The organism is Legionella pneumophila subsp. pneumophila str. Philadelphia 1 (assembly GCF_000008485.1).
Taxonomy (GTDB): domain Bacteria; phylum Pseudomonadota; class Gammaproteobacteria; order Legionellales; family Legionellaceae; genus Legionella; species Legionella pneumophila.
In genome coordinates, this window is record NC_002942.5 from 245,092 (window position 1) to 267,106 (window position 22,015).

Genomic DNA, 22,015 nt, shown 5'->3' on the forward strand with positions numbered 1-22,015 from the left:
TCTTGTCAATCCATTCCTTTTTTTATTTGCTGATAGTAACTCAATGCCTTAGTTCTCGCTTCTTGGTGATCAATGATGGGTTTGGGATATTTTTTCCCTAAAAAAATGGAACTGGCGTCAGCATCTGTCCAGGGTTGATGAATTGACTGACTATTTAATTGGGCAAGTTCGGGGATCCATTGGCGTATGTAAACGCCATCCGGGTCAAATTTTTGGCTTTGTAAAATAGGATTGAAAATACGGAAATAAGGTGCTGCATCCGCACCGCATCCTGCTACCCATTGCCAGCTCGCGCTGTTATTCGCCAGATCCGCATCGACTAGGGTGTCTAAAAACCACTGTGCGCCCGAACGCCAATCAATCAGTAAATCTTTGGTAAGAAATGATGCGACAATCATGCGAACGCGGTTGTGCATGTATCCTGTGGCCCATAATTCTCTCATTCCAGCATCAATGATAGGATACCCAGTCATTCCCTTTTGCCAGCAAGTTAATAATTGCTCATCATTTTGCCAGGGGAATGCATCAAACTCCTTTCTAAAATTTTCGCAGTCCAGCTTGGGGAAGTGGTAGAGCAGATAGACAGAAAACTCTCTCCACCCCAGCTCTGATAAAAAATGCTCTACGGAGGCCAGATCACAGGTATGTTCCAGTTTAGCCAACTCGAGTGCTCTTAAAATCACCCAAGGACTGATTTCCCCAAAGTGCAAATGAGGTGACAATCGAGATGTCGCATTTTTAGCTGGAAAATCGCGATCCCTTTTATATCCGCTAAGGTGATGAACAATAAACTCATCCAGTTTTTTTTGTGCGCCCTCTTCTCCAGGAATCCAATATTCAGAAAATCGTGCTGCCCAATTAATTGCTGGCAATAACTTCCATTTGCCAATGTCATCACTTGCAATTTCGATTCCCCTTGGGCGTTTAGTGAGAATAAAAGGCGAGGGGATATTAAGAATTTGTCGACATTGTTTCCAGTAAGGAGTAAAAACCTTAAAAAAATCCCCATTTTTATTTTTAATTGTCCACGGTTCATGAAGTAAATTTCCATTGAAACTCTGCACTTTAATTTCTCTTTCAACCAAAGCAAGCTTAATTTTTTTATCGCGTGCAATGACCTGTGGTTCATAGCAGCGATTCCAATAGACTGATTCCACACCATACTGTGCGACTAATTCCAAAATAATCTCTTGCGGAGATCCTTTGCGGAGAACGAGGCTTAAACCCTGTTGATTTAACGATTTGCCCAAAGCAATGAGACTATAATGGAGCCACCAAGCTTGAGCTTGCCCTAAAACACTGCATTTATCATCATAAATATAAAGTGGAATTACAATTTCATGATGGGAGCATGCTTCGATGAACGCGGGATTATCGGTCAATCTTAAATCTTGACGGAACCACACAAGAGCAATAGTCATTATTTTCTTCTATTGATGGAAAAACCATAAAATAACATGCTTATGATTTTTTCTTAACTAGAGGAGTTCCTTTTAATTTCTACTAAACGCACTTTTATTTCAAAAGATAACTGATAAGTGGGAGAAGTAGTATATTGAATAGACCTACTAAAATCATAGCCAAACTGGCAATGGCGCCTTCCGTATTCCCTATTTTATGGGCCTGAGCGGTTCCTGCCGCATGGGCTCCTACTCCTAAAAGGGCACCTCTGGCAAGAGCTGAGTTAAAAGGCAAGCGCGACAGGATGAATTCACCGAGTATAGCTCCCAATATCCCTGTGACAATAACAAAAATCGCAGTCAAATCAGGTGCTGCACCAATTCCCCTTGAGATTTCTATAGCAAACGGTGTGCTGATAGAGCGAGGGAGAAGACTTAAGCGTAAATTATCATCAAGGCCAAGAAGGATTGCCAATCCCCAACTGGATGCTATGGCAGTGAAACTTCCCACAATCACGCCAATTAAAAGCACTGGCCAATGCTGGCGAATGAGGGCACGTTTTTCATAAATGGGAATGGCAAAGGCCACGGTTGCAGGACCAATTAACAAGACTAGCCATTTTGTTCCTCGGAAATAGTCCTGGTAGTTTACATGCAGTAAAAGCACTACGCTGGCAACCAGTATCGGTGTTAAAGCAAGTGGCATTAGCCACCAAAAGGGCCATCTTCTATATAGTTTTTGCGTAATAAAATACATACCTATTGTGATAAGTGACCAGAAAAATGCCTGGATCATGGATTCAGAGAGAATGCTGCTTGGCATGATGCGTCCTCCAACGGTAGCAATAATCTACAACAAGGGCAGTGACTAGCATCACCGTGATTGTGCTGAGCAGAATAATGAAGAGAATTTTAAGGCCTAAAAGACCGATAAATTCCCGGTGCTCCAGTATTGCAAGGACGCCAGGGATAAAAAAAAGTAACATATTGGCAAGGAGTAATTCAGCTCCCCGCCTTATACGATTTAATTTTAAGCAATTCGTCGCCAAAAGCAGTAAAACAATTCCCAAGCCAAGGATTCCTCCGGACAAAGGAAGCTTGACCAGTTTGAGCAATAACTCACTAGCTAACCAAAATAAGCCAACCAATACTATCTGAAAAAATGAATTTTGCTGAATTTTATTTGCCATATATGTGCTCATGGTGGATATTATTTTTTCATTTAAGTTTACACTTTTAATTAAGATGAATAAAATGAATTTATAGACTAATAACCTTTCCAATATGGAATAATTATGGAATTTAAACTGCTTCAGACTTTCATAGAGGTTGTACGGCAGGGTAGTTTTTCCAAAGCGGCTGAAAATCTCTTTACGACCCAGTCTACAGTCAGTAAAGCCATAAAACAGCTTGAAGAGGAGTTAGGTATCACTCTGATTGAGCGGTTTAAAAAGCGTAATGTACCAACAACCGCAGGTGAAATTGTTTATCAACGAGGAACAAAATTATTGGCTGATCGAGATGATCTTCTTAAAGAATTGGATGAAATCCGAGGTTTGAAACAAGGTCGACTACGTTTGGGTATTTCTCCGGTGGGTAGCAGTACTTTATTTGCCCCTCTTTTTGTTCTATACAGACAACGTTATCCAGGCATTGAAGTAGAGCTTGTTGAACATGGCAGCGATAAACTTGCAGAGTGTTTACGTGCAGGAGAGATCGATTTTGCTGGGACCCTATTACCCATTTCCGAAGAATTTGATTGCCAATTAGTACGCTCTGAACCATTGGTCGCGCTCCTGGCATCTGGACATCCATTAGCAACTAAACATTGCATTTCTCTACCAGAACTTAAAGAAATACCTTTCATCCTTTTTGGCAGTGGTTTCGCGTTACATCGAATTATATTGGACGCGTGCCGTCACGCTGGTTTCGAACCTAAGGTGGTGGCTCAAAGCAGTCAGATTGATTTTATGCTGGAGCTTGTTGCAGCAGGCCTTGGGGTTACTTTTTTGCCACGGATGATTGCCACTCAAAGGCATACGACACAAATTCGCTCTCTTTTACTTAATGGAAGTGAGTTCCAATGGAATATGGCGATGACCTGGCGTAGAAATTCTTATCTCTCTGAGGCGGCCCAAGCTTGGTTGGCTCTGGTGCGTGAAGTGCATGTTGATAATTAGTTTTAGATTGGGGGCTGCAAGAGCTCTATTTTCATATCAATCATAAGGCAGATATATTGAAAATCATTGCTGGTGTAGCCATACTTCATATCTAAACAATATGAATTAGCAAAACCGTGATGAACAACCAGCAAAAAATTAAATGCCCCATTTGTGACAAACAAAATACCTGGCGCCCTGATAACCTGTTCAGGCCTTTTTGCTCTGAACGATGCAAGTTAATAGATCTGGGAGAATGGGCCAGCGAAAGCCGAAAAATTCCCGGAAGCTCCATTGATCCTGAGTCTATAGTGACAACCAATAATAAGCAGGATAATGTGGATGAGCAGTAGGCAACAGAATCCAACGCTCAGCTTTCCAAATTGCGAACAATATTATGCGCTGACTCCTATTGCTCGCTTTCTAACTATCTGCTACTCATGAAATGTCAAGAAGTAAGTCTTTGCTTTTTGCATAACGTTCCAAATGAGTATCGATAAGGGTAACATGACCTACCTTGCGATCTGGCCGGGGGGCTTTTCCATAAGCGTGATAATGAACACCCGGGATCGATAAACAGGGCTCCAATGGCAGCAGATTGCCAATGCAATTTAATAAAAAACAAGAGCCGCTTACTTCAGTGCTTCCCAAGGGCAAATCAAAAAGAGCGCGCAGATGATTTTCGAATTGGCTAGTATGTGCTCCCTCGATAGTCCAGTGGCCAGAATTATGAACGCGTGGTGCTATCTCATTCGCAATCAATTGGTTGCCTTGATAAAAAAACTCAATGGTAAGTACACCAACATAATTCAGGGCTTCTAAAATTTTGAATGCATGAGTTTGCGCCTCCTGTTGTAAGGTGTCCTGATGAACAGGGGCTTCTGAGAAATGTAAAATGCCCTTCCTGTGATGATTTTTAATCAATGGGTAGAAACTTGTTTCACCACTCTTATTGCGAACAGCAATTAGCGAAAATTCACTTTCAAAGGAAATTAACTCTTCGAGAATGAGAGGCTGACTGCCTAACAGGCCCCAACTTTTTGAAATATCTGATTGGGCTCGCAAAACAAATTGGCCCTTGCCATCATAGCCAAACCTTCTTGTTTTTAACACGGCAGGCATTCCTATGTCCGTAATAGCCTGCATCAATTCACCTTCAGATTCAACTGGTAAAAATTCTGGAGTAGGAATATTCAGAGACCTGAAAAAATTTTTTTCATATAATCTGTCTTGCGTAATTTTCAAAGCTTGGGTTGATGGATAAAAAGGCTTTATTTGGGCAATTAATTCGGCACAAGAAAATGGTATATTTTCGGTTTCTATTGTGACGCAATCCACTTCTGACAAAAATTGTTTTAAAGCCAATTCATCATTAAAATCAGAGACTATCAGCCTGGTGAGTTGGCCAGCACAAGCATCAGGGCTGGGATCCAGGCAGACAGTGTTAATCCCTAAGGGATATGCTGCTAATGCCAACATTCTTGCAAGTTGGCCACCACCTAGAATACCAAGTTTCATGACTTTTCCTCTTTAGGGTTTGGATTGTCGAGCACTTTTTGTGTTTGTTGTTCTCTATAGTGTTTTAAGGCAGCTCGAATATCAGGATATTTATTAGCAAGAATTGCGGCTGCAAACAGTGCGGAGTTGATGGCACCTGCTTTACCTATCGATAAAGTGCCTACAGGTATCCCCGCAGGCATTTGCACAATGGATAGCAAGGAATCGACGCCGTTTAAAGTTTGTGACATGACTGGGACACCTAAAACAGGCAAAGATGTTTTGGCTGCTACCATGCCAGGGAGATGAGCCGCTCCTCCTGCACCAGCAATAATCACTTCCAAACCTCTTGCCTCAGCCTGTTCGGCATACCGGAAAAGTTTGTCCGGTGTCCTATGAGCGGAGACAATTTCTGCCTCATAGCCAATGTTTAGCGCATCCAGTGTGTGGGCGGCATGGATTAATGTTTGCCAATCACTTTGAGAACCCATAATTAGACCTATTAAAATGGGTTTCATAATGTGCCTCTCTTGTTTGAATGTTTATAACATACCATGGACTTGATTCTCGCAAACGGTTAAGGATTACAATAAGGACAATACCTTTGCTCAGCAAATTCTAGTCCATCGTCTCGCGCTTGATAAGTCTTAAATTCACATTTTAGACAATTTAAAACTTTTCGCAGGTAAAGTTCTGTTGGTGTTCCACAAGAAATGCAGGCTAAATGACCTTCAGCCGAGATTTTTCCAAACCCTGGAGTGTGGCATTGAGGGCAATGTTGCTGAATGCGGTGAACCAGTTTCACCGCAAGTTTGTTAATTACATTCATCCGAAGTGGATTCATCATCGCTCTCATATCGGTTTCAAGGCGGATAGTTGTACTGTATGTGAACGCTTTTTGAATCGTTGTTTTGAGTTGCTCAGGCTCACAGATTCCTTTTTGAATATAATTTTCTTCGCTATTTAAGGCGCGAACAATAATGCCGTGGCTTGGAAATTTTGCTTTGTTGAGAAACGCTTCATAGTCATCTGTGGCACTGATATCAATATGACTATAATTTGTCTCTGTAGATACTTCGTGCTCCGCGATAATTAAATCATTATCCAAGTCAACAAAGGCCATCAATTCGGTGTCTGCGGGACAAAAATAAAGCTGGGGATGGGGGCCGAAGCTTCCTTCACTGGATATAACATAACGGTATCCAAATTGCTTGGCCGCTGCTTTAGCTTTCAGAATTAATGTTTCATAGGCTGAGGCTTTTCTTGGTATTTCACCGGTGAAGGTGCCGAACTGATCAGTATCATAATCAGCAGGGACATGGATAAAACAGCCTAATTTCTCCTCAAAAGGAGGCTGAATCGCTTTTTCCTTTTGGTGTTTTGAGGCCAGTAAAACACGCTGATTTTGATAGTGCATAGGGGTCACCTCCAAAGTTAAATACTAAGAGAAATAATCGACTCTAGCAACAGAAACATCCGACACAAAGAGGACTCCTGAATTCTTTTGGAATAGAGTCTTCATGCCAAGTGCAATTTTGGCAATAGCTTCCTCAGGCGCCACTGCAATAAACATGACGAAAGAGGCCTTGTCGTTAAACAAAATTTTACCTTCATGAAACCCATGATGTCCTTTTCCAGAGACGTTTCGCAATAAGGTAAAACCAGAAATATTTGCCTTCTCCATCATGGTAGCGACCATATTTTCATTGTCACCAGATACGATCACTTCGATCTTTTTCATCGGATGCAAAGAGATGTTCATCTCTTTTTTTTCTGATACTTTGATTATATTCATCAGGAAACTCCTTTCACTTAATTACAGACCATGTATTGGTTTTCTCTAACTTGTAAAACAAGTGACTCCGTGGATCAATCGCTACCAAATGAACCCATTCATTAAAAAACAAGGTTTTTAAGACATCGTGTTTTTCAACTAGTTCACTGATGATTTCGCGAGGAGCATAGACTACAGTTAACAGGCGCTGTGGCTCATGAAAGGATTTCTCATCATGGCTCATGACAGATTGCAGTGGCAATCCATGCATTAAATCACTGGCATTGCCTTGCATGACTCCAATTTTTCCTGCGACATTATGAGTGATTTTACTGCCACTTCCATATGCCACGTTGTCGATTGTTGAAAACAGGTATTGAGTATTAATCCATTGGGCAACCACCATAGGCGCAGTCAAAATGGTTTCAAGCAGGGTACCGTCTTCGTCCTTGCTCCAGTCATAAGAATGCAAGAAACAACGCCCTTCCAGATCAATGTTTTTGGTCAGTTGGCGAGGTGCTACGATGAAAGCGGCATTGCGAGCAAGTCCCCATTCTGGCCTTGTTTCAGACCAATCTGCGCTTCTCCGTACAATGTCTTTCTCCGCACAATCTATGGAATTCAAATAGTTAATTCGTTCTAAATTATTATTGTGCTTAGCCATGTTTAAGTCAGCTCTAAGCTGGTCGAGGATATCTTGGTCAATGAATTGACTGACATTTGAATGATAAATTTCAACCTCATCCGTCGTCGTGTCATGTTGCGCGCCACAGAACACAGTGTCTTGAGGAATATTGATTCCATTTTCTGCCAGAGCCCTTCTCACTGTTATTTTATTGAGGATAGACGCCAGTAATTGTGCATTTTTTCCACCTTGATTACCTCCACAAGCGCCGCAATCCAGGGCTGAAGCATAAGGATTATTTTGAGTAGAGCTGCCATGACCACAGAAAATAACAAGTTTGGCAAAGTTATCAGTCAGTCCCATGAGTCTCAATGCCATTTCGGCATAGGCAATTTGTTCTTGAAGTGAGATCCCTACCTCTTTCTCTAATAAATCCAATTCAAAAACAGGCTGTGTTTGAATCGAGGGGCATATCATTTCGTTTAGGTCTTGGGTAAGGCGTCTAGCGAAAATTGGGCTACATGATTTGAGGAACATTGTAATCCCACACCAGATTCCTAATGATTCTACTAAGGCAAATGGGGTTGAAAAATTGTACTTTAATTGCTGATAGACCCGGTTCAAAATTTTTTTAAACTCTTTACCTTTCTCATGATGCTCTAGGCAATGTTCATTTGCAGCAATTGCTTTTTCATGGATATTAAATCGTGGCTTTAATAGTACTGGGCAGGAGTCTTTTATTGTTTCACCGTCATAATCTTTGATACTCACAGGTAAACCAAAGAATCCTGCAAATCCCAAAGTCTCGTAGTGTCCTAGTTTTTCTATACATCGCCGAAATGGTTCTGAGCGGACATCAATGCAAAAAACCATTTGGGCTTTAGCTCTGTTTCCTTTTATCTGAACTTTGTTTAACTCAGGCAAAAGCTTTTTTAAAAGCAATTGCCTGTAATCATCTTCTTTGTGTTTTATATTTTGAATAAGTTGTTTAGTATCCGCACTATCTTTTTCCTTTTTTTTTTCTTCCAGATTTGCTTCTGGCCATAATATGCAGGTGATTATCAGCCTCACTGCAAGAAAATCGACTAGGCTTACAGGATTTTCTTCCTTGCCATTACGATTTTTCCATTCACTTATCCACTTAATGTATCCAGCCCATCCAGGTAAGTGAGACAGAGTGGATTGGAGAAATTCCTCTTGTCTTTGGTTTAATACGCCAAGTTTATCGAGGCAAAGTCGAATAGCTTGTTCAGGCATTTCTGGCAGATTTGATAACCAGTTCTTTGTTGATTTATTGTTTTGATGCAGTGTGCTGTCAAAAGGGGCTAGCTTTAAAAAACCAAAATATAAGCCTTTATCACGATGAGGCATTTCAATCGTGCCTTGTCCAATGTCAAGAAAGCTCCCACACCATTTGATCATGTGCCAATTGACTCTTTCTAGTTTTTCATTGAATGGAGTGCCTTTTTTAGCCGTCTGGTTTTGTATCACAGCCTCTTCAAAGGACATCGATTCAAAACCATGCAAGGAATTGCAAGCAATAAATTTTTCCAGAGGCCATACAGGTGTAATTTGTTTTGTAACATTATTTACCATGGCCTGGATAATCATGACATCATTATCGACTGGGTAGTTGCATTGGGTCATTTGATTTTCATTGCTTGTGTTAGTTTTGATTAGTGTGATGTGGCTACTCATGTTGACTCCTTTTCTTAATAGTAATAAGTGTGGCGATTTGCCGTAATAGTTTTGGGGTGAGGCGTACTTGCGTTAAACATGTACATGTAAAACCAATCCCAAAGTCTGGTCTCTCTGATTTTTTTGAATAACCCCATGCTGAATAAAAGCCAAAGGGAAAAGAAGATAATCAGAGTTAAGACTTGTAAGCTGCTTAATTGGTATTGAGGAAATCCTGTTAGATTAGGTAAGAGTGACTCGATGAGATGAATACTTCCCCCATAAAAAATTCCAATTGAGAAAACTAAAGCCAAGGCTAAAATTACTTTTTTGAAATGCTTCTCATATGCAATCAAGCCCAGGGTGAGTTGTGTTCCTGTGATGAATGCAAAACCTAAAAGAAAGGTGGAGGCATGCAGAGATAAGATGGGTTTCCCTGTGATAAGGGCAAAGCCATACATTCCACTAAGTCCTCCAAAAAATGCAGTCAATAAGTTTGTCAATTTTTCAGGACGTGATTTATTTTGATATTTCTTTTGTTGGACGGCAGAGCCTGAATTGAGAAAAAGATAGGATTTAAACAAGCCGTGCCAGCATAGATGGGCGATAGCGGCAGGGAAAAGTCCTAAGCCACATTGCATCATCATAAAACCCATTTGTGCCATGGTGGAACTGGCAAGCATACTTTTGATATTCCACTGCAACAGTTTCCAGAGGGTGCCTAATAAAGCAGTCAGTGCGCCGAAAATGAATAAAATGGTCAATAAATTTTCTTGCGTTACGAACAGCGGAGCAAATTTAACAATCAGAAAGCCCCCTCCATTAACTAATCCAGCATGCATTAGAGCGGATACCGGTGTTGGAGAGTTTAATGAGCTCATTAGCCAGCGATGAAAAGGCCATATGGCTGATTGTGCCATCGCTGCTAAGATAATAAACCCAAGTGCCACGGCAATAGCAAGGGATGACTTATTGCTCACTTCGCTGGTTATTGTTTCAATTGACAGAGTATTGTTTAACGTAAAAAGAATCCAAAATGCCGTGATAAGCAACAAGCTTCCTGGTAATAGTGTTTTTAAAGTCAGTATCCCTGAGTTGTAGGCTGCTTTCCATTGTGACTTATGAATCATGAGGTTTATCAAGAGCAAGTTACTAGCTGACCAGGCAAGCCAGAACAATAAAAGATTGTCTGCTAAAGCCATCACAACAGTTGTTAAAGTTATGGCTGAAAGTTTGAAAAAATAACGTCGGTAGCACTTGTCACCATGCATATATCGTAGGGAAAAACGGTGGATAATAAAGCTGATGAATAATATTAATGTGCTTAGCAAGAGGCTTAGTGTGCTGGCATGAAATAAAAAATAACTGTTTTGGTTTACAGTATTTGCAGAAACAATTAGTGCCAAGAGACTCAATCCAAAACCAAAACCTATAACTGTGGTACCGTAATAAGTTGCTTGAATATTTCTTGTTTTTCCTAACAAGATATAGAATAGCATCGCTATCAAGGGCGATAGCATGAGTGAAATCGATAACCCATTTAAAAATTTATCCACATTAATTCTCCATTAGAAATTCTGTTATTATTGTGGAAATATATTAGATATGTTAATATAAGTAAAATTAAAAATAATTATTTAAACTATTAGAAAAACTTATGTCAATTGATACAATCACACTACAATGCTTTCTCGCCGTGGCTGAAACGCAAAGTTTTACCAAGGCGGCACAACGGGTTGGACGCACCCAATCGGCTATCAGTCAGCAAATAGCTAAATTGGAAAACCTGATTGAAAAACCTCTAATTAATCGTGGCCGGGAACTTTCTCTGACTACGGATGGTGAAATATTTTTAGGGTATGCCAAACGAATTTATGAGTTGCATCGAGAATCTTTGGATCGTTTTAAAGCGCCTGAGTTACAAGGTGAAATCCGCTTCGGATTACCAGAGGATTTTGCCAGTATTATTTTATCCGATGTTCTCGTTGAATTTTCAAGATTGCATCCACGAGTCTTATTGAATGTTGAATGTGATCTGACTCTGAATCTGATCGAGCGTTTTAATGAAGGTAAATTTGACTTAATTCTCATTAAAACGACTCAGCAACAGGTTGGTTCTGAGTCTATCTATGTTTGTACAGAACCCGTTGAGTGGATAGGGAAAAAAGAATTATTACCTCTTTTAGACAAACCGGGGCCAATTCCCTTAGTGCTTTCACCAACACCCTGCGTTTATCGAGGCAATGTGATTGATACACTGGATAAAAACCATATTGATTGGCGCCTTGTTTACAGTAGCGCAAGTTATGCGGGAAAAATGGCAGCTGTGCGCGCTGGGTTAGGGATTACTGCTATTCAGCGCAGCATGATCCCAAACTATCTGGAACGGCTCGATTACGATTTTCTCCCTATATTGAATGATGTCCATGTTTCTTTATTAAAAAAGAGTGGAAGCAATAAAGCGATTGAATCGCTGGAATTTTTTATATTGCAAAAATTAAAATATTAATAGCATTAACAAGAATCAAGGGTAAAAGGGATGTTTAGGGAATGAATGCAAAACCAATTAATTCAATTATTGATGTATTAGATCGCCAAACAATCTCATCCATCGCGATGATTAGTGTAATTATCAGCTTACTGTCATTGAGTATCCCCATTGCTGCCCAAACACTCGTGAATTTAATTGCTTTTGGCAAGCTATTGCAACCGGTGATTACGTTAAGTTTGATGGTATTGATTTTAATGATGGCTCTAGGCGCTCTCCACATATGGCAAATTGTCATTATTGAAGTAATTCAGCAAAAACTGATGGTTAAAGTTAGTTTAAGTCTGACACGACATTTCACCCACATGTCCCTTGATAATTTTTCGACACATCATGGACCGGAGTTGGTCAATCGCTTTTTTGAAATAGTCACTATCAAAAAATCACTCGCGAGTTTATTGTTGTATGGTATTAATTTGGGGTTACAACTTTTTTTTGGACTATTGCTGATTCTAATTTATCATCCTCTTTTCCTTTTGTTTGATATTTTTATCATTCTTGGCATTCTGCTGATCATTTTTATCCCCTACAAAAAAGCATTAGACAGCGCCAAAAAAGAATGTTCTGAAAAACACGTTGTAGGTGCATGGTTAGAAGAAATTTTGATTAACCGGTATCTGTTCCGTTTTAGTTTATATCATCGCTATGTGACACAACAAACGGATAAAAAATTGGTTGCTTTCTTAAAAGCAAGAAATACCCATTTTAAGCAGCTTATCAAACATCAAATTGGTTTTTACACGCTGTCTGCTTTGGCGAGTAGTCTTTTATTAGGATTGGGGGGCTATCTTGTTATTAATAATCAGTTAAGTCTTGGACAATTGGTTGCCGCAGAAATCGTTTTAGGTGCTCTGATTTACTCGTTTAGACGTTTTGGTGCCCTTTTAGAAAATTATTATGATCTGGTCGCCTCAGAAAATAAAATCGATGCAGTACTTAACCTGTCACTTGAACAGGTGAAAGAAGATGAGCACGGCGAGTTATTGACCCCAATTAATAGCATCCAGTTAGAGATGGATAGCAAGAATAAAGCATTGATAGCAGTTGATAAGCCTTTATTGGTGTTTTCGGAAAAATCTGATTTATGCCAATTGTTTGTTGAGCAACTATTTGGATTCCAAGATCCTGCCTCGCTTCATGTTCTTATTAATGAGATTCCTTGTGCGAGAAAAAACCTTATTTCTCTTCGTCGTTTTAGTTTGTTGATTGCAGAGCCCCAGTGGTTTACCGGAAGCATTTATGACAACTTAGTACTCAATCATCGCAACGTGCCTAATAAAATCATTATTGAACAATTAAAGAATGTTGGACTTGCTGATAAAATCATACAACTACCTGAAGGTCTACGCACTATTCTCTATGAATGGCAGGATGTGTTTACCTTAGTTGAGCTCACCAAATTGATGTTAGTCAGGGCTCTTCTATTACAACCTGAATTAATCGTTATTGATCGCGCTTTTGACATCCTCAATCATCAAGAAGTGAATGAGATGATGGAATTGGTATTGTCTTTAAAAAATACGCTGTTAGCGATCGTGAGCCAACGCTCCGATTTTAACTATTTAAATAATCGCCTGGTGATTTCCTCATGAAATTGCATGCTTATTCTATGATTAGTAAACTTCCCAAGCCTCAAAAAATAGCGAAAATAATTTTCATTGTTTTTATTGCCATTATTCTTTTCTTAAGTTTTACTCCGTGGCAACAGTTTGCATTAGGCAACGGAAAAGTCATCGCCTTTTCACCAACAGAGAGGCAACATACGGTTAATTCACCTGTTAGCGGGCGAATAAAGAAATGGTATGTCGACGAAGGCATGCGTGTGAAACCAGGGGATCCAATAGTCGATATTACCGATAATGATCCGGAGCTTTTGTCACGTCTTGAAGTCGAGAAAAAGGCGATTTTACTTCGTATAGAAGCAGCCAAACAAGCTATTGCTGCAGGTAAAGCCAATGTTGACAGACAAAAGAAATTGTACGAACAGGGAATTAACTCGAGAAGGCAATATGAATTGGCACAAATTGAATATGCAAAATACCAAAATGACCTTGCGCAGGCGAATATTGACAAAGTGAATGTCGATGTCCGAATTGCTCGTCAAAAAACACAAATCATTAAGGCCCATGTCGCAGGTATCATCTTTAGACGTTTGACAGGTCAGGAAAGTGTCGTTGTCAACGCAGGCGATGTATTGGCTCAAATTCTGCCTGAAACAGAGTCTCGCGCTGTTGAATTATGGGTTGACGGCAATGATATACCTTTCGTACGCCTTAATCAAAAAGCCCGTTTGCAATTTGAAGGATGGCCTGCTATTCAATTTCGCGGATGGCCAGAAATTGCAGTCGGAACATTTGGAGGTACAGTCTCCTTTATTGATCCTACAGATAATGGGTTTGGTTTATTCCGCGTAGTGATTGTTCCTAATGAGCCATGGCCTAGTGTGCGTTTTTTACGGCAAGGAGTGCGGGTGCATGGGTGGGTCCAATTGGGTCAAGTTCCTTTATGGTATGAGCTTTGGCGTCAGTATAATGGTTTCCCACCGGAAAGTGATCGCGAGAATAAAGCATCATGAGTTGTTTTCCTTCAGGCAAAAACAAATTGGTTGTCTTATGTTTGCTCTTGATGTTGTCATTCAAGTGTTTTCCAATACCAGGCAAACCTTTGCTGCTTGATGCCGTACTTAAAAGTGTTGATCGAAGTTACCCTCAGATAGTCATAGCGCGTCTTGAAATCAGAAAAGCGGAAGGTGATTATGTTAATGCATTAGGAAAATTTGACCCCTCTTTCGATGTGAATCCCCGCTTCCAGCCGGTCGGGGGGTATATTAATAATTACGCAGATAATCTTTTTAATGTGCCAACCCTCTATAATGGACTTAAATTGTTTGGAGGCTATCGTATTGGTAGAGGTGATTGGCCCATTTACTATCAAAATTACCTGACTAACTCTGGTGGTGAGTATCGTGCGGGCCTTTCTTTACCTTTGTTGAGAGACAGGCGAATTGATAAAGAGCGTACCGAGCTTTTTACAAGAGAAGAAACAATTCGCATGAAACAGCAGGATGCTGCTGCTACAAAAATTAAAATTTATCAGGAAACTATTAAAGCCTATTGGCAATGGGTTGAGGCGGGTTTTCAATTAAGAACTTTCAGGCATTTGCTAAATTTAGCGAAAGAGCGGCAAAATGCGATTATTCAACAAGCTCAACAAGGTGATTTGCCTAGACTTGCCATTGCAGAAAATTTACAACTTATCGTTCAACGTGAACAACTGGTCAATCAAGGAGAAATGTTATTGGCACAGGCTGGCATCAATCTTTCACTTTACTATCGTGACGCAAAGGGCAAACCGCAAAAACCGGATGAAAGTCAATTACCGGCAACATTTCCTGCCCAACCAATTCGAGTATCCAATAGTATTGCACAGTTACAACGGCATCCAGTGTTGCGTAAATTGGAGAATTATTCAAAAATTGTTAAATTAAAACAAAATTTAGCAAGAAATGAGCTTCTTCCTAATCTTGATGCGACAGCTTATACCTTTAAACAATATGGAACAGGCGGTTATCCTTTATTGATCCCTCAGGCTGCTATGATAGGCGTGAATTTTAAATTTCCTATTTTTCAACGTGAAGCAAGAGGAAAGCTTATCAGCACCACGAGCGAATTACAGCAAGTACAAACGGAAATGAAGTTTACCTACGAACAGTTAAATAACGAGCTGTCCAATCTCTTGGTTGCAATAAGAATATATCAGCAGCAAGTGGTTTTGCTTAATAAAGAGTTAAATCTTGCACGGCAAGTAGAGAAGGGGGAAACCAAGAGATTTTATGAAGGTGATAGCACGCTTTTTTTAGTGAATCAACGTGAACAAACAACAGCGCAAGTCAAGTTAAATTGGATTAATGCAGAAATCAATTTACAAGAGGCTACGGCTTTAGCGAGATTTTTTTCTTCCACGCAATAATAACGGATATCAATTGGAGACCCAATTGATAAATAGCTTGCTTACCCACAGGCGAGGCAAAAGATAATTATTGTATACTTGCACTCCCCCTTGGCATATGTTACATAATGTTTACTTAATGTTCATATTTTATAATGCTTGACTGAAACATTAAATCATTAATCCTAAAAGGGAGTATACAGATGTCATATTCAATAGATAATCCTGGTGGCGGGGATTGTGGATTTTATGCTCTTGCTATTGGTTTAATAAGCATCATACAAAATGAATACAAACTTCACGGAAAAAGTAAAACTTATGATCGATGGAAACAAGTCGAAAATATTTATGGCGTACGACTGCAAGACATCCTTAACATCGATTTAACAAAACTGCATTATTCACCCTACACTTATAAAAGTGAATTATTATTTCTATTGCAGATGTCTTTACGAAATATTGCCGTGATTGTGAATAAAGAAGATTTGGTCAAGAGAATAATCGAAGAAGGGCGAAGTAAAGATCAAACCAAAATCGAAGGATCAAATGCTTATTGCAAATTCATGGAATTGGTTCAACTTTATTTGTATCGAAGGGGTTCTCTGGAAAGAATAAGTCAATTCAATGAACTAGCCCTCTCCCCGGAAATCGTTCAAACAGCGCGAGATATCGCTAGAATGCTGAGACCAATCCTCAGGAATCAACCTTTTCATCAGGCACAGAAAATAGAAAATGCGTTTGTTAAGGAAGTCTTGCTAAACGATGTTCTATCAGGCAATACAATCAATTCAAATTCAATTATTTTAAAGAGCCTTGAAAAAATTAAAGAGCAGGGAAGATGGGCAACGCATGATGATTTGAAAGAAATTGCCGAGCTACTTAAAATAAACCTCAACGTTGTTGGACAACCGAATGGCAAACCTATTCCGGAATATCCTACGGTCACTCTAAAGAACCTGAGTAATACACATTGGATAACACAAGTAGAATCTCTCCAGGGACCCAGACAATACAGCACACCCAGTAAGCGAGCTTTTGGTTATGAAACTCTATCTGACAGAGCCGTTCCTTTAAAAGAAGAGCAAACTCTTGACAGGGCCTTCAGAACCGAAACTCAATCCGAGAGAACAAGACGTTACAACCAACACTTTGAAACACTGTTTGATACTTTATCACCTTACGGTTTCTTTCCGCATGTTCAAAGTAAAAGAAATGTTCACGTTTTTGGTAAAGCGCAAACGGGTTTGGAGTCTGATGAGGCTTTGGCAGCTCAATTACAAGAAGCGGAACTTAGACGAATCTTATACTGATGCGATCGCTTTATCGTAAAAAATGTTGGGAACTCAATATGCATCAGGGTACCTTGGCAGGAAGCAGGCAAGTTACCCTTGATGCATTTTACCCATAAGAAGTCATGACAGTGAACTACAAAACAGACAAGGATAATCAGGAAGCGTTTTTACTTTGTCGCTTTGCTACCTCAAGAATTGTATACTGGCAATTCTGTAACATTACCAATCATGTCATTGTCATGACGGGGTGTCGCTAAAACTTGAGACATGTAAAGTATTAAAATACTATAAGGCAAGAAGCAGATTAAATCGAAAGGGAATTTCAGTAAACCAATGCCGCCAAAAGATCCTAAATAAGAAATAATAGAAAATGATCCCATGTACATGATAAACCACACCAGAGGCGAGCCATTTCTCAAAGAAATATAGCGATGGTAAAAAAAGTAAATACCAAGCCCCATAAGCAATGCTAAGTTTAGCTTCCAAATAATAGAAAAACCACACCAGTACAACATGAGATTACATATATAAAAGGCGATATGTGACAAGAAAATACTATTTGCGAGCTTGAAGGGTCTATTCATATGGGGGTGCATTTTACGCATGGCCAAGAGACAAATCGGGCCAATTCCGTAGGATAAAATACTTGCTGATGAAAGGAATGCCACTAGTTTTTGCCATCCCGGAAAGGGTAAGAATGCAAAAGAACCAACCAAAAGATTTGCATAAAGTGTTACGTAAGGTATGTTATGGCGGTTGACCTTTAAGAAAAACTTGGGCAAATGTTGGTTTAATGCCATGCCATACAAAATACGAGATGTAGCTGCGGTATAAACTAAAGTCGTGCCAAAAGGAGAAAAAGCGGCGTCAAACAATAACAGAGTAGCAACAATGCCAAGTCCTAACAAAAGAGTTAATCCAACCAATGGACCTTCATCACCGGGGTAACTCAATGCGTGCCAACCTTGAGCCAAATACTTTTGTGGTACCGCCGCTATAAAACTGAACTGCAACATAAAATAAAGAATAAAGCCAACCAATACCGCGCCAAGTATGGCAATAGGAATATTTCGTTGTGGATTTTTAACTTCTCCTGCCAGGATTAAACCATTTTGAAACCCTGTAAAAGCAAAAGCTACCCCGCCTGCAGAAAGAGCGGTAAATATCTCTACCCAGTGTTCTTTGCTTGACAGATTAATATTAACATTAGCAAGAGAGGGTGATTGCTTTAACAGTGAGATAATAGCGATACTCGGCAAAACAAATTTAATGACGCTGGCATACTTGTTACACTCGGCTAAAAACTTAATCCCATAAGAATTCAAAATAACTACGAAAAACATAATCCCAACTGCAGCAAGATAACCATAATTGGACAGTGTGAGTGATTCGCTATGATTGTCGATTAATATTGGAAAAAAATGACTTGAATATTGCAAAATTGCTTGTATCTCAATAGGTGTCATAACAACATAAGATAACCAGGATGTCCATGCGAATAAAAAACCCACTTCTCGACCGTGTGTGTAAGTAGGATAATTAGACATACCCCCGGAAACTGGAAACATCGTTCCCAGTTCACAAAGCGGTAGGGCAATAAACAACATAAATATTGCTGCAATAACCCAGCTTATCAGAGAATTACTGCCTGCCATTTGGGCACTAATAAATGGGCTGAACAGCCAACCTGAACCAATCATTCCACCAGCTGATGCAACTAATATATTCAGGGTTGAAATATCCCGTTTTAACATCTGTTACTGTTCCATTTGTTTATCAAAACAACACTATCTGTTCGATATTGTTCAAATTTCTATAAAAGTGGGTAATGATTATATATAAAGAAATAAATCATTGTAAATCTTAATATCTAGACCACAATAACATTCTGACGATGAGCCTTAACGAGGGGCGTTTGCTATAGGATTCGTCATTGGATTTAAGAAATCCATCAATAGTTTTAGAATTAATCCAAGTGCAACCAGACTGACGCTGATAGCCGCAAGTGAGTAAGTGGGCAGCTTCAGGTGATGAGTGTGCATATCACATAAATCATCGTAGATATTGCTCATGGTTTCATAGATGCCTTTGCATTGCTCAAGAAGCTCTTGATACTCATCACCAGTTAGAACAATGTTATCGATTTGTTTCATCATATCCTGATAAAGAGCGAGCGGTGAATGTTTTCCCGAGGATAAAAAGGAGATGGCAGCAGAAAAATCATATTGATCGGCTGTTATTTGGTAGGTGGTCAAGCGATTGCTTGGTTCAATGTATTTCGAGCGGATAATATTCCCGCCATGCATAAACCCGGCAATATGTAATAAAAAATGAGCGAGAAGTATTTTGGGTGTAAATTTTTCTATGTTTTCAAGGTAATTTTCGGTTGTTTTTGTCATCTCATCCTTATGAATTTCATCAGGATTAATGTTTAGTTGTCGTAAATCATTTTCTATAGCGGTAGTACGCCATAATTGCTCAAGATAAGATAAAGCAAAAAATGCGCTGATTTCTGACTGTTCTGTTTTTGACAAATTTTGTAATTTTGTTTCTATGGCTTTAATGATCAAAAAATGCTGGATCAAGCGTGAAGCATATAAGTCTTTAGAGATCTCTGCATTTTTAAACAGATAGTCTGTCTTAAAGCGGTGATGCTCTGCTTTTTCATGTTCTTCTGTAAGTTGGCCGGGTTTTCCATTTTTATAGGTTGCACTGATTAGGGCTTTGCTAAACATTCGAGATAATTCCTTTATAGAGCATGGATACGAGTAATTATGCCTGATGGCTGCGCATTATATATTATCGTAGGCCGGGTTGCTATTAAAAATACCGGATGCTATGCAGTATAGTATCTATTGTTTTGCTCTCAAAACTCATATAAAACATGAAACACTCTATCGGACATAAGAAACACCACAACATTTAGGTCAGGAGTCGCAATCAAAATCAGGGTGATATTTCCGAGAATAAAATTACCTTATTCCTGCCTTTGTTTTTGGCTTGGTATAAAGCCTTATCAGCTGCTTCAATCACTTCAGCAGGTGATTTGGCATCGTCAGGATAGACGGATATTCCGATTGAGGCCGTTATCTGCCCAACAGGTTGTGCTCCGTATTTAACCTGTAAATTGGAAATGGCCGAACGCAAATTTTCGGCTTTCATTTTAGCGGCTTGAGCATTAATATCATAGAGCAGCAGGACAAATTCTTCTCCCCCATATCGGGCTGCAATATCACCGAGGCGAATATCATTGTTTAAAATTTGCCCCAGCTCTTTTAATACAAGATCTCCTGCGTCATGACCAAAGGTATCGTTGATCTTTTTAAAATGATCCAAATCCAGCATTAAAATGGCAAATGAGGCTTTTGTTCGTTCAGCCTGATGTAATTGTTTAAATAGAAAATCTTCCAGATAACGGCGATTGTATAATCCAGTGAGTGGATCACGGATAGATTGATAGCGTAAATTTTCTCTAAGGCGGACATTTGCCAAAGCCAAGGCGGTAAGCTCTGCGAATGCGGTTATTAGTAATTGCTGGTTTTCATCAAACTTTAGGCCAACTTCAAGGTATAACAAGCCGTAAATGTCATTTTGGGCCATTAGGGGTACACAAAGCAGAGACAACTCGGGTTGCTCGTCAAACATCATATGACTACACATCAATTCGATACGAGATGAACCTGCATAATGAATTCGACCAAGCCGGATAGCCCAACATTGCTCTGGGGTAAAAGTCAGATCGTGCGGGTGAGGATTACCCCAACTGGCTGCTTTTTCCAAATAATTTTTGGAAGGATGCATGATAAACAGGTAGCCGCTTGAAAATTGCAGTAGTCGTTGGGAGTATTTCGCCATTACCTCACTTAGCTCTTCCTGGGAGCCGCAAGCCAGCATGATGTCACTCATCTCAACCAGCAGAGTAATTTGTTCATTTTTCTCTTGCAGTTCTTTCATTCCATTAGCCAGTTTTTCATACGACTCTTGTAGTTCAGTATGTTCTTGCACCCGTTTGGTAATGTTGCGAACGCTGTGTACCACACCTTTAATTTCATTGTCGCCGTTTTGGATGAGTTTGGAGGTCATTTCATAAATAGTCTTTTCCTGTTCTGTATTCACTTCGATATTTTTGGTTTCTTCATCTCTTTGTAGAGATTCTTTCCAGGATTGCACTAATTTTTTTTTGTTTTCAGGAGCATTATTGAAAGCTTCTTCCAGAGACATATTGATGCTTATGGATTTATCAAAAAGACGTTTAAACTCACGCTGATAAGCTTCATTAAAAGTAATAAATCGCTGGTCTTTGCCAAAAGCTGCTATCATATCACTGGCACTTTCTATAATTTTCTTCAGCCGTATTTGCGTATTTTGATTCTGTAGTTCAGTTTTTCTGCGTGTTGACAATTCAATATTTGCCAGAATAAAAGCGAGCGTTAAAAACAGGATGCTTGCAATACCTCCGGATATTAAAATAAAACTACTGGTAACTGCCCAGCGAACCACACCAGTATTCCTTTCTGATAGCAACACCAATTCAACGGATTTGATTTCTTGTCCAAGACTTTTAACTTGATGTGACATGTCTTGACTTTGGTTAAGTAAATCATAACCTTCTTGTGTATCGAGTTTGCCGCTTCCCTTTAACTGTACAAGTTGGTTTAACAAATTTAATCTTTGTTTAACCAAATCAATAAAACGATGGATTCGTTTGTTTTGTTCGGGGTTGTCCCTGGTTAATTGCTCAAGTTTGTCTAAATTCAGTTGTAATGTTGATTTCATATCATCTATATCAGCCATAAGCTGAGAGCTTGAACCTCGAATCAAGTAAAATCTCTGGCGAGATTCAATTTCTACTATATCATAAAGGCATGTATCTATGGTTTGGATGACTTCATGAGTATGAGAAACCCAGTTACTGGCGAAGATTAAATTTTTGACCTGGTTATAAGAAATAATATTGATGATTAAAAGCAGAGAAAGGGCAATAATAAAGATGATATTAAGTAGAGTTCTGCTTAATCGCAAATTACTTAAAATGGAGCGGTTTCCAGTGGCGGTTTGATGCCAAGTTTTATTCATGGCATTGAATCATCCTAAT

General features: G+C 39.5%; 19 protein-coding genes. 7 read left to right on the forward strand and 12 right to left on the reverse strand.

The genetic code is table 11. The features are described from left to right. Positions 1-5 precede the first annotated feature (5 nt). The 3 genes from LPG_RS01065 to LPG_RS01075 all read right to left on the reverse strand — a co-directional run bounded on the left by LPG_RS01065 (position 6) and on the right by LPG_RS01075 (position 2,590). Positions 6-1,421 (reverse strand): cryptochrome/photolyase family protein, encoded by a 1,416-nt coding sequence (locus tag LPG_RS01065; protein WP_010945973.1) that lies wholly within the window; start codon positions 1,419-1,421, stop codon positions 6-8. Positions 1,422-1,515: 94 nt separating this feature from the next. Continuing rightward, the gene (locus LPG_RS01070) at positions 1,516-2,223 is read right to left on the reverse strand and encodes an LrgB family protein (RefSeq protein ID WP_010945974.1); all 708 of its coding nucleotides are present in this window, start codon (positions 2,221-2,223) and stop codon (positions 1,516-1,518) included. Continuing rightward, the gene (locus tag LPG_RS01075; RefSeq protein ID WP_014843191.1) at positions 2,201-2,590 is read right to left on the reverse strand and encodes a CidA/LrgA family protein; all 390 of its coding nucleotides are present in this window, start codon (positions 2,588-2,590) and stop codon (positions 2,201-2,203) included. Before LPG_RS01075 ends, LPG_RS01070 begins: the two co-directional genes overlap by 23 nt. A gap of 105 nt (positions 2,591-2,695) precedes the next feature. On the opposite strand from LPG_RS01075, the gene LPG_RS01080 reads away from it, so the two are divergent. Together LPG_RS01080 and LPG_RS01085 are read left to right on the forward strand one after the other, a co-directional pair. Then, complete coding sequence (locus tag LPG_RS01080) at positions 2,696-3,580, forward strand: LysR family transcriptional regulator (RefSeq protein ID WP_010945976.1); 885 nt, start codon at positions 2,696-2,698, stop codon at positions 3,578-3,580. A 119-nt stretch (positions 3,581-3,699) separates the two neighbouring features. Beyond that, on the forward strand, positions 3,700-3,912 hold the full coding sequence (locus LPG_RS01085) for a DNA gyrase inhibitor YacG (RefSeq protein WP_010945977.1): 213 nt from the start codon (positions 3,700-3,702) through the stop codon (positions 3,910-3,912). An 85-nt stretch (positions 3,913-3,997) separates the two neighbouring features. Here the strand turns inward: LPG_RS01085 and LPG_RS01090 are convergent, their stop codons facing one another. From LPG_RS01090 to LPG_RS01115, 6 genes are read right to left on the reverse strand one after another with little or no spacing between them, the layout of a single operon-like run. Continuing rightward, the gene (locus tag LPG_RS01090; protein ID WP_010945978.1) at positions 3,998-5,077 is read right to left on the reverse strand and encodes a 5-(carboxyamino)imidazole ribonucleotide synthase; all 1,080 of its coding nucleotides are present in this window, start codon (positions 5,075-5,077) and stop codon (positions 3,998-4,000) included. Then, entirely contained in the window at positions 5,074-5,574 is a 501-nt protein-coding gene (gene purE, locus LPG_RS01095; protein ID WP_010945979.1) for a 5-(carboxyamino)imidazole ribonucleotide mutase, read from the reverse strand. Before purE ends, LPG_RS01090 begins: the two co-directional genes overlap by 4 nt. A 59-nt stretch (positions 5,575-5,633) precedes the next feature. Then, entirely contained in the window at positions 5,634-6,473 is an 840-nt protein-coding gene (locus LPG_RS01100; RefSeq protein WP_015444911.1) for a DUF6671 family protein, read from the reverse strand. Positions 6,474-6,497: 24 nt separating this feature from the next. Next, on the reverse strand, positions 6,498-6,851 hold the full coding sequence (locus tag LPG_RS01105; RefSeq protein WP_010945981.1) for a P-II family nitrogen regulator: 354 nt from the start codon (positions 6,849-6,851) through the stop codon (positions 6,498-6,500). 13 nt (positions 6,852-6,864) lie between these two features. Continuing rightward, a complete protein-coding gene (locus LPG_RS01110; RefSeq protein WP_010945982.1) occupies positions 6,865-9,153 on the reverse strand; it encodes a DUF2309 domain-containing protein in 2,289 nt (762 codons plus the stop codon). 14 nt (positions 9,154-9,167) lie between these two features. Beyond that, positions 9,168-10,688, reverse strand: coding sequence for a proton-conducting transporter membrane subunit (locus LPG_RS01115; protein WP_010945983.1), 1,521 nt, complete (start codon positions 10,686-10,688; stop codon positions 9,168-9,170). A gap of 101 nt (positions 10,689-10,789) precedes the next feature. Between LPG_RS01115 and LPG_RS01120 the strand changes: the two genes are divergently transcribed. From LPG_RS01120 to ceg7, 5 genes are all read left to right on the forward strand, one after another. Further along, entirely contained in the window at positions 10,790-11,641 is an 852-nt protein-coding gene (locus tag LPG_RS01120; RefSeq protein ID WP_010945984.1) for a LysR substrate-binding domain-containing protein, read from the forward strand. A gap of 41 nt (positions 11,642-11,682) precedes the next feature. Beyond that, positions 11,683-13,272, forward strand: coding sequence for an ABC transporter transmembrane domain-containing protein (locus tag LPG_RS01125; protein WP_010945985.1), 1,590 nt, complete (start codon positions 11,683-11,685; stop codon positions 13,270-13,272). After that, a complete protein-coding gene (locus tag LPG_RS01130; protein WP_010945986.1) occupies positions 13,269-14,255 on the forward strand; it encodes an efflux RND transporter periplasmic adaptor subunit in 987 nt (328 codons plus the stop codon). The genes LPG_RS01125 and LPG_RS01130 overlap by 4 nt, the downstream gene beginning before the upstream one ends. Further along, positions 14,252-15,649, forward strand: coding sequence for a TolC family protein (locus LPG_RS01135; protein WP_010945987.1), 1,398 nt, complete (start codon positions 14,252-14,254; stop codon positions 15,647-15,649). Before LPG_RS01130 ends, LPG_RS01135 begins: the two co-directional genes overlap by 4 nt. 182 nt (positions 15,650-15,831) lie before the next feature. Further along, the gene (gene ceg7, locus LPG_RS01140) at positions 15,832-16,938 is read left to right on the forward strand and encodes a Dot/Icm T4SS effector Ceg7 (RefSeq protein ID WP_010945988.1); all 1,107 of its coding nucleotides are present in this window, start codon (positions 15,832-15,834) and stop codon (positions 16,936-16,938) included. 170 nt (positions 16,939-17,108) lie between these two features. Here ceg7 and LPG_RS01145 read toward each other — a convergent pair whose 3' ends face one another. From LPG_RS01145 to LPG_RS01155, 3 genes are all read right to left on the reverse strand, one after another. Continuing rightward, on the reverse strand, positions 17,109-18,674 hold the full coding sequence (locus LPG_RS01145) for an APC family permease (protein ID WP_010945989.1): 1,566 nt from the start codon (positions 18,672-18,674) through the stop codon (positions 17,109-17,111). Between the two features lie 147 nt (positions 18,675-18,821). Then, the gene (locus LPG_RS01150; protein ID WP_010945990.1) at positions 18,822-19,655 is read right to left on the reverse strand and encodes a biliverdin-producing heme oxygenase; all 834 of its coding nucleotides are present in this window, start codon (positions 19,653-19,655) and stop codon (positions 18,822-18,824) included. Between the two features lie 211 nt (positions 19,656-19,866). Continuing rightward, complete coding sequence (locus LPG_RS01155; RefSeq protein ID WP_010945991.1) at positions 19,867-21,996, reverse strand: sensor domain-containing diguanylate cyclase; 2,130 nt, start codon at positions 21,994-21,996, stop codon at positions 19,867-19,869. Between the last annotated feature and the right edge of the window lie 19 nt (positions 21,997-22,015).

Coding starts and splice junctions, on each gene's coding strand:
- LPG_RS01090 (WP_010945978.1), bottom strand. CDS start 5,077: ATGAAACTTGGTATTCTAGGTGGTGGCCAACTTGCAAGAATGTTGGCA.
- LPG_RS01150 (WP_010945990.1), bottom strand. CDS start 19,655: ATGTTTAGCAAAGCCCTAATCAGTGCAACCTATAAAAATGGAAAACCC.
- LPG_RS01065 (WP_010945973.1), bottom strand. CDS start 1,421: ATGACTATTGCTCTTGTGTGGTTCCGTCAAGATTTAAGATTGACCGAT.
- LPG_RS01135 (WP_010945987.1), top strand. CDS start 14,252: ATGAGTTGTTTTCCTTCAGGCAAAAACAAATTGGTTGTCTTATGTTTG.
- LPG_RS01130 (WP_010945986.1), top strand. CDS start 13,269: ATGAAATTGCATGCTTATTCTATGATTAGTAAACTTCCCAAGCCTCAA.
- purE (WP_010945979.1), bottom strand. CDS start 5,574: ATGAAACCCATTTTAATAGGTCTAATTATGGGTTCTCAAAGTGATTGG.
- LPG_RS01080 (WP_010945976.1), top strand. CDS start 2,696: ATGGAATTTAAACTGCTTCAGACTTTCATAGAGGTTGTACGGCAGGGT.
- LPG_RS01110 (WP_010945982.1), bottom strand. CDS start 9,153: ATGAGTAGCCACATCACACTAATCAAAACTAACACAAGCAATGAAAAT.
- LPG_RS01120 (WP_010945984.1), top strand. CDS start 10,790: ATGTCAATTGATACAATCACACTACAATGCTTTCTCGCCGTGGCTGAA.
- LPG_RS01105 (WP_010945981.1), bottom strand. CDS start 6,851: ATGAATATAATCAAAGTATCAGAAAAAAAAGAGATGAACATCTCTTTG.
- ceg7 (WP_010945988.1), top strand. CDS start 15,832: ATGTCATATTCAATAGATAATCCTGGTGGCGGGGATTGTGGATTTTAT.
- LPG_RS01100 (WP_015444911.1), bottom strand. CDS start 6,473: ATGCACTATCAAAATCAGCGTGTTTTACTGGCCTCAAAACACCAAAAG.
- LPG_RS01145 (WP_010945989.1), bottom strand. CDS start 18,674: ATGTTAAAACGGGATATTTCAACCCTGAATATATTAGTTGCATCAGCT.
- LPG_RS01075 (WP_014843191.1), bottom strand. CDS start 2,590: ATGGCAAATAAAATTCAGCAAAATTCATTTTTTCAGATAGTATTGGTT.
- LPG_RS01125 (WP_010945985.1), top strand. CDS start 11,683: ATGAATGCAAAACCAATTAATTCAATTATTGATGTATTAGATCGCCAA.
- LPG_RS01070 (WP_010945974.1), bottom strand. CDS start 2,223: ATGCCAAGCAGCATTCTCTCTGAATCCATGATCCAGGCATTTTTCTGG.
- LPG_RS01085 (WP_010945977.1), top strand. CDS start 3,700: ATGAACAACCAGCAAAAAATTAAATGCCCCATTTGTGACAAACAAAAT.
- LPG_RS01155 (WP_010945991.1), bottom strand. CDS start 21,996: ATGAATAAAACTTGGCATCAAACCGCCACTGGAAACCGCTCCATTTTA.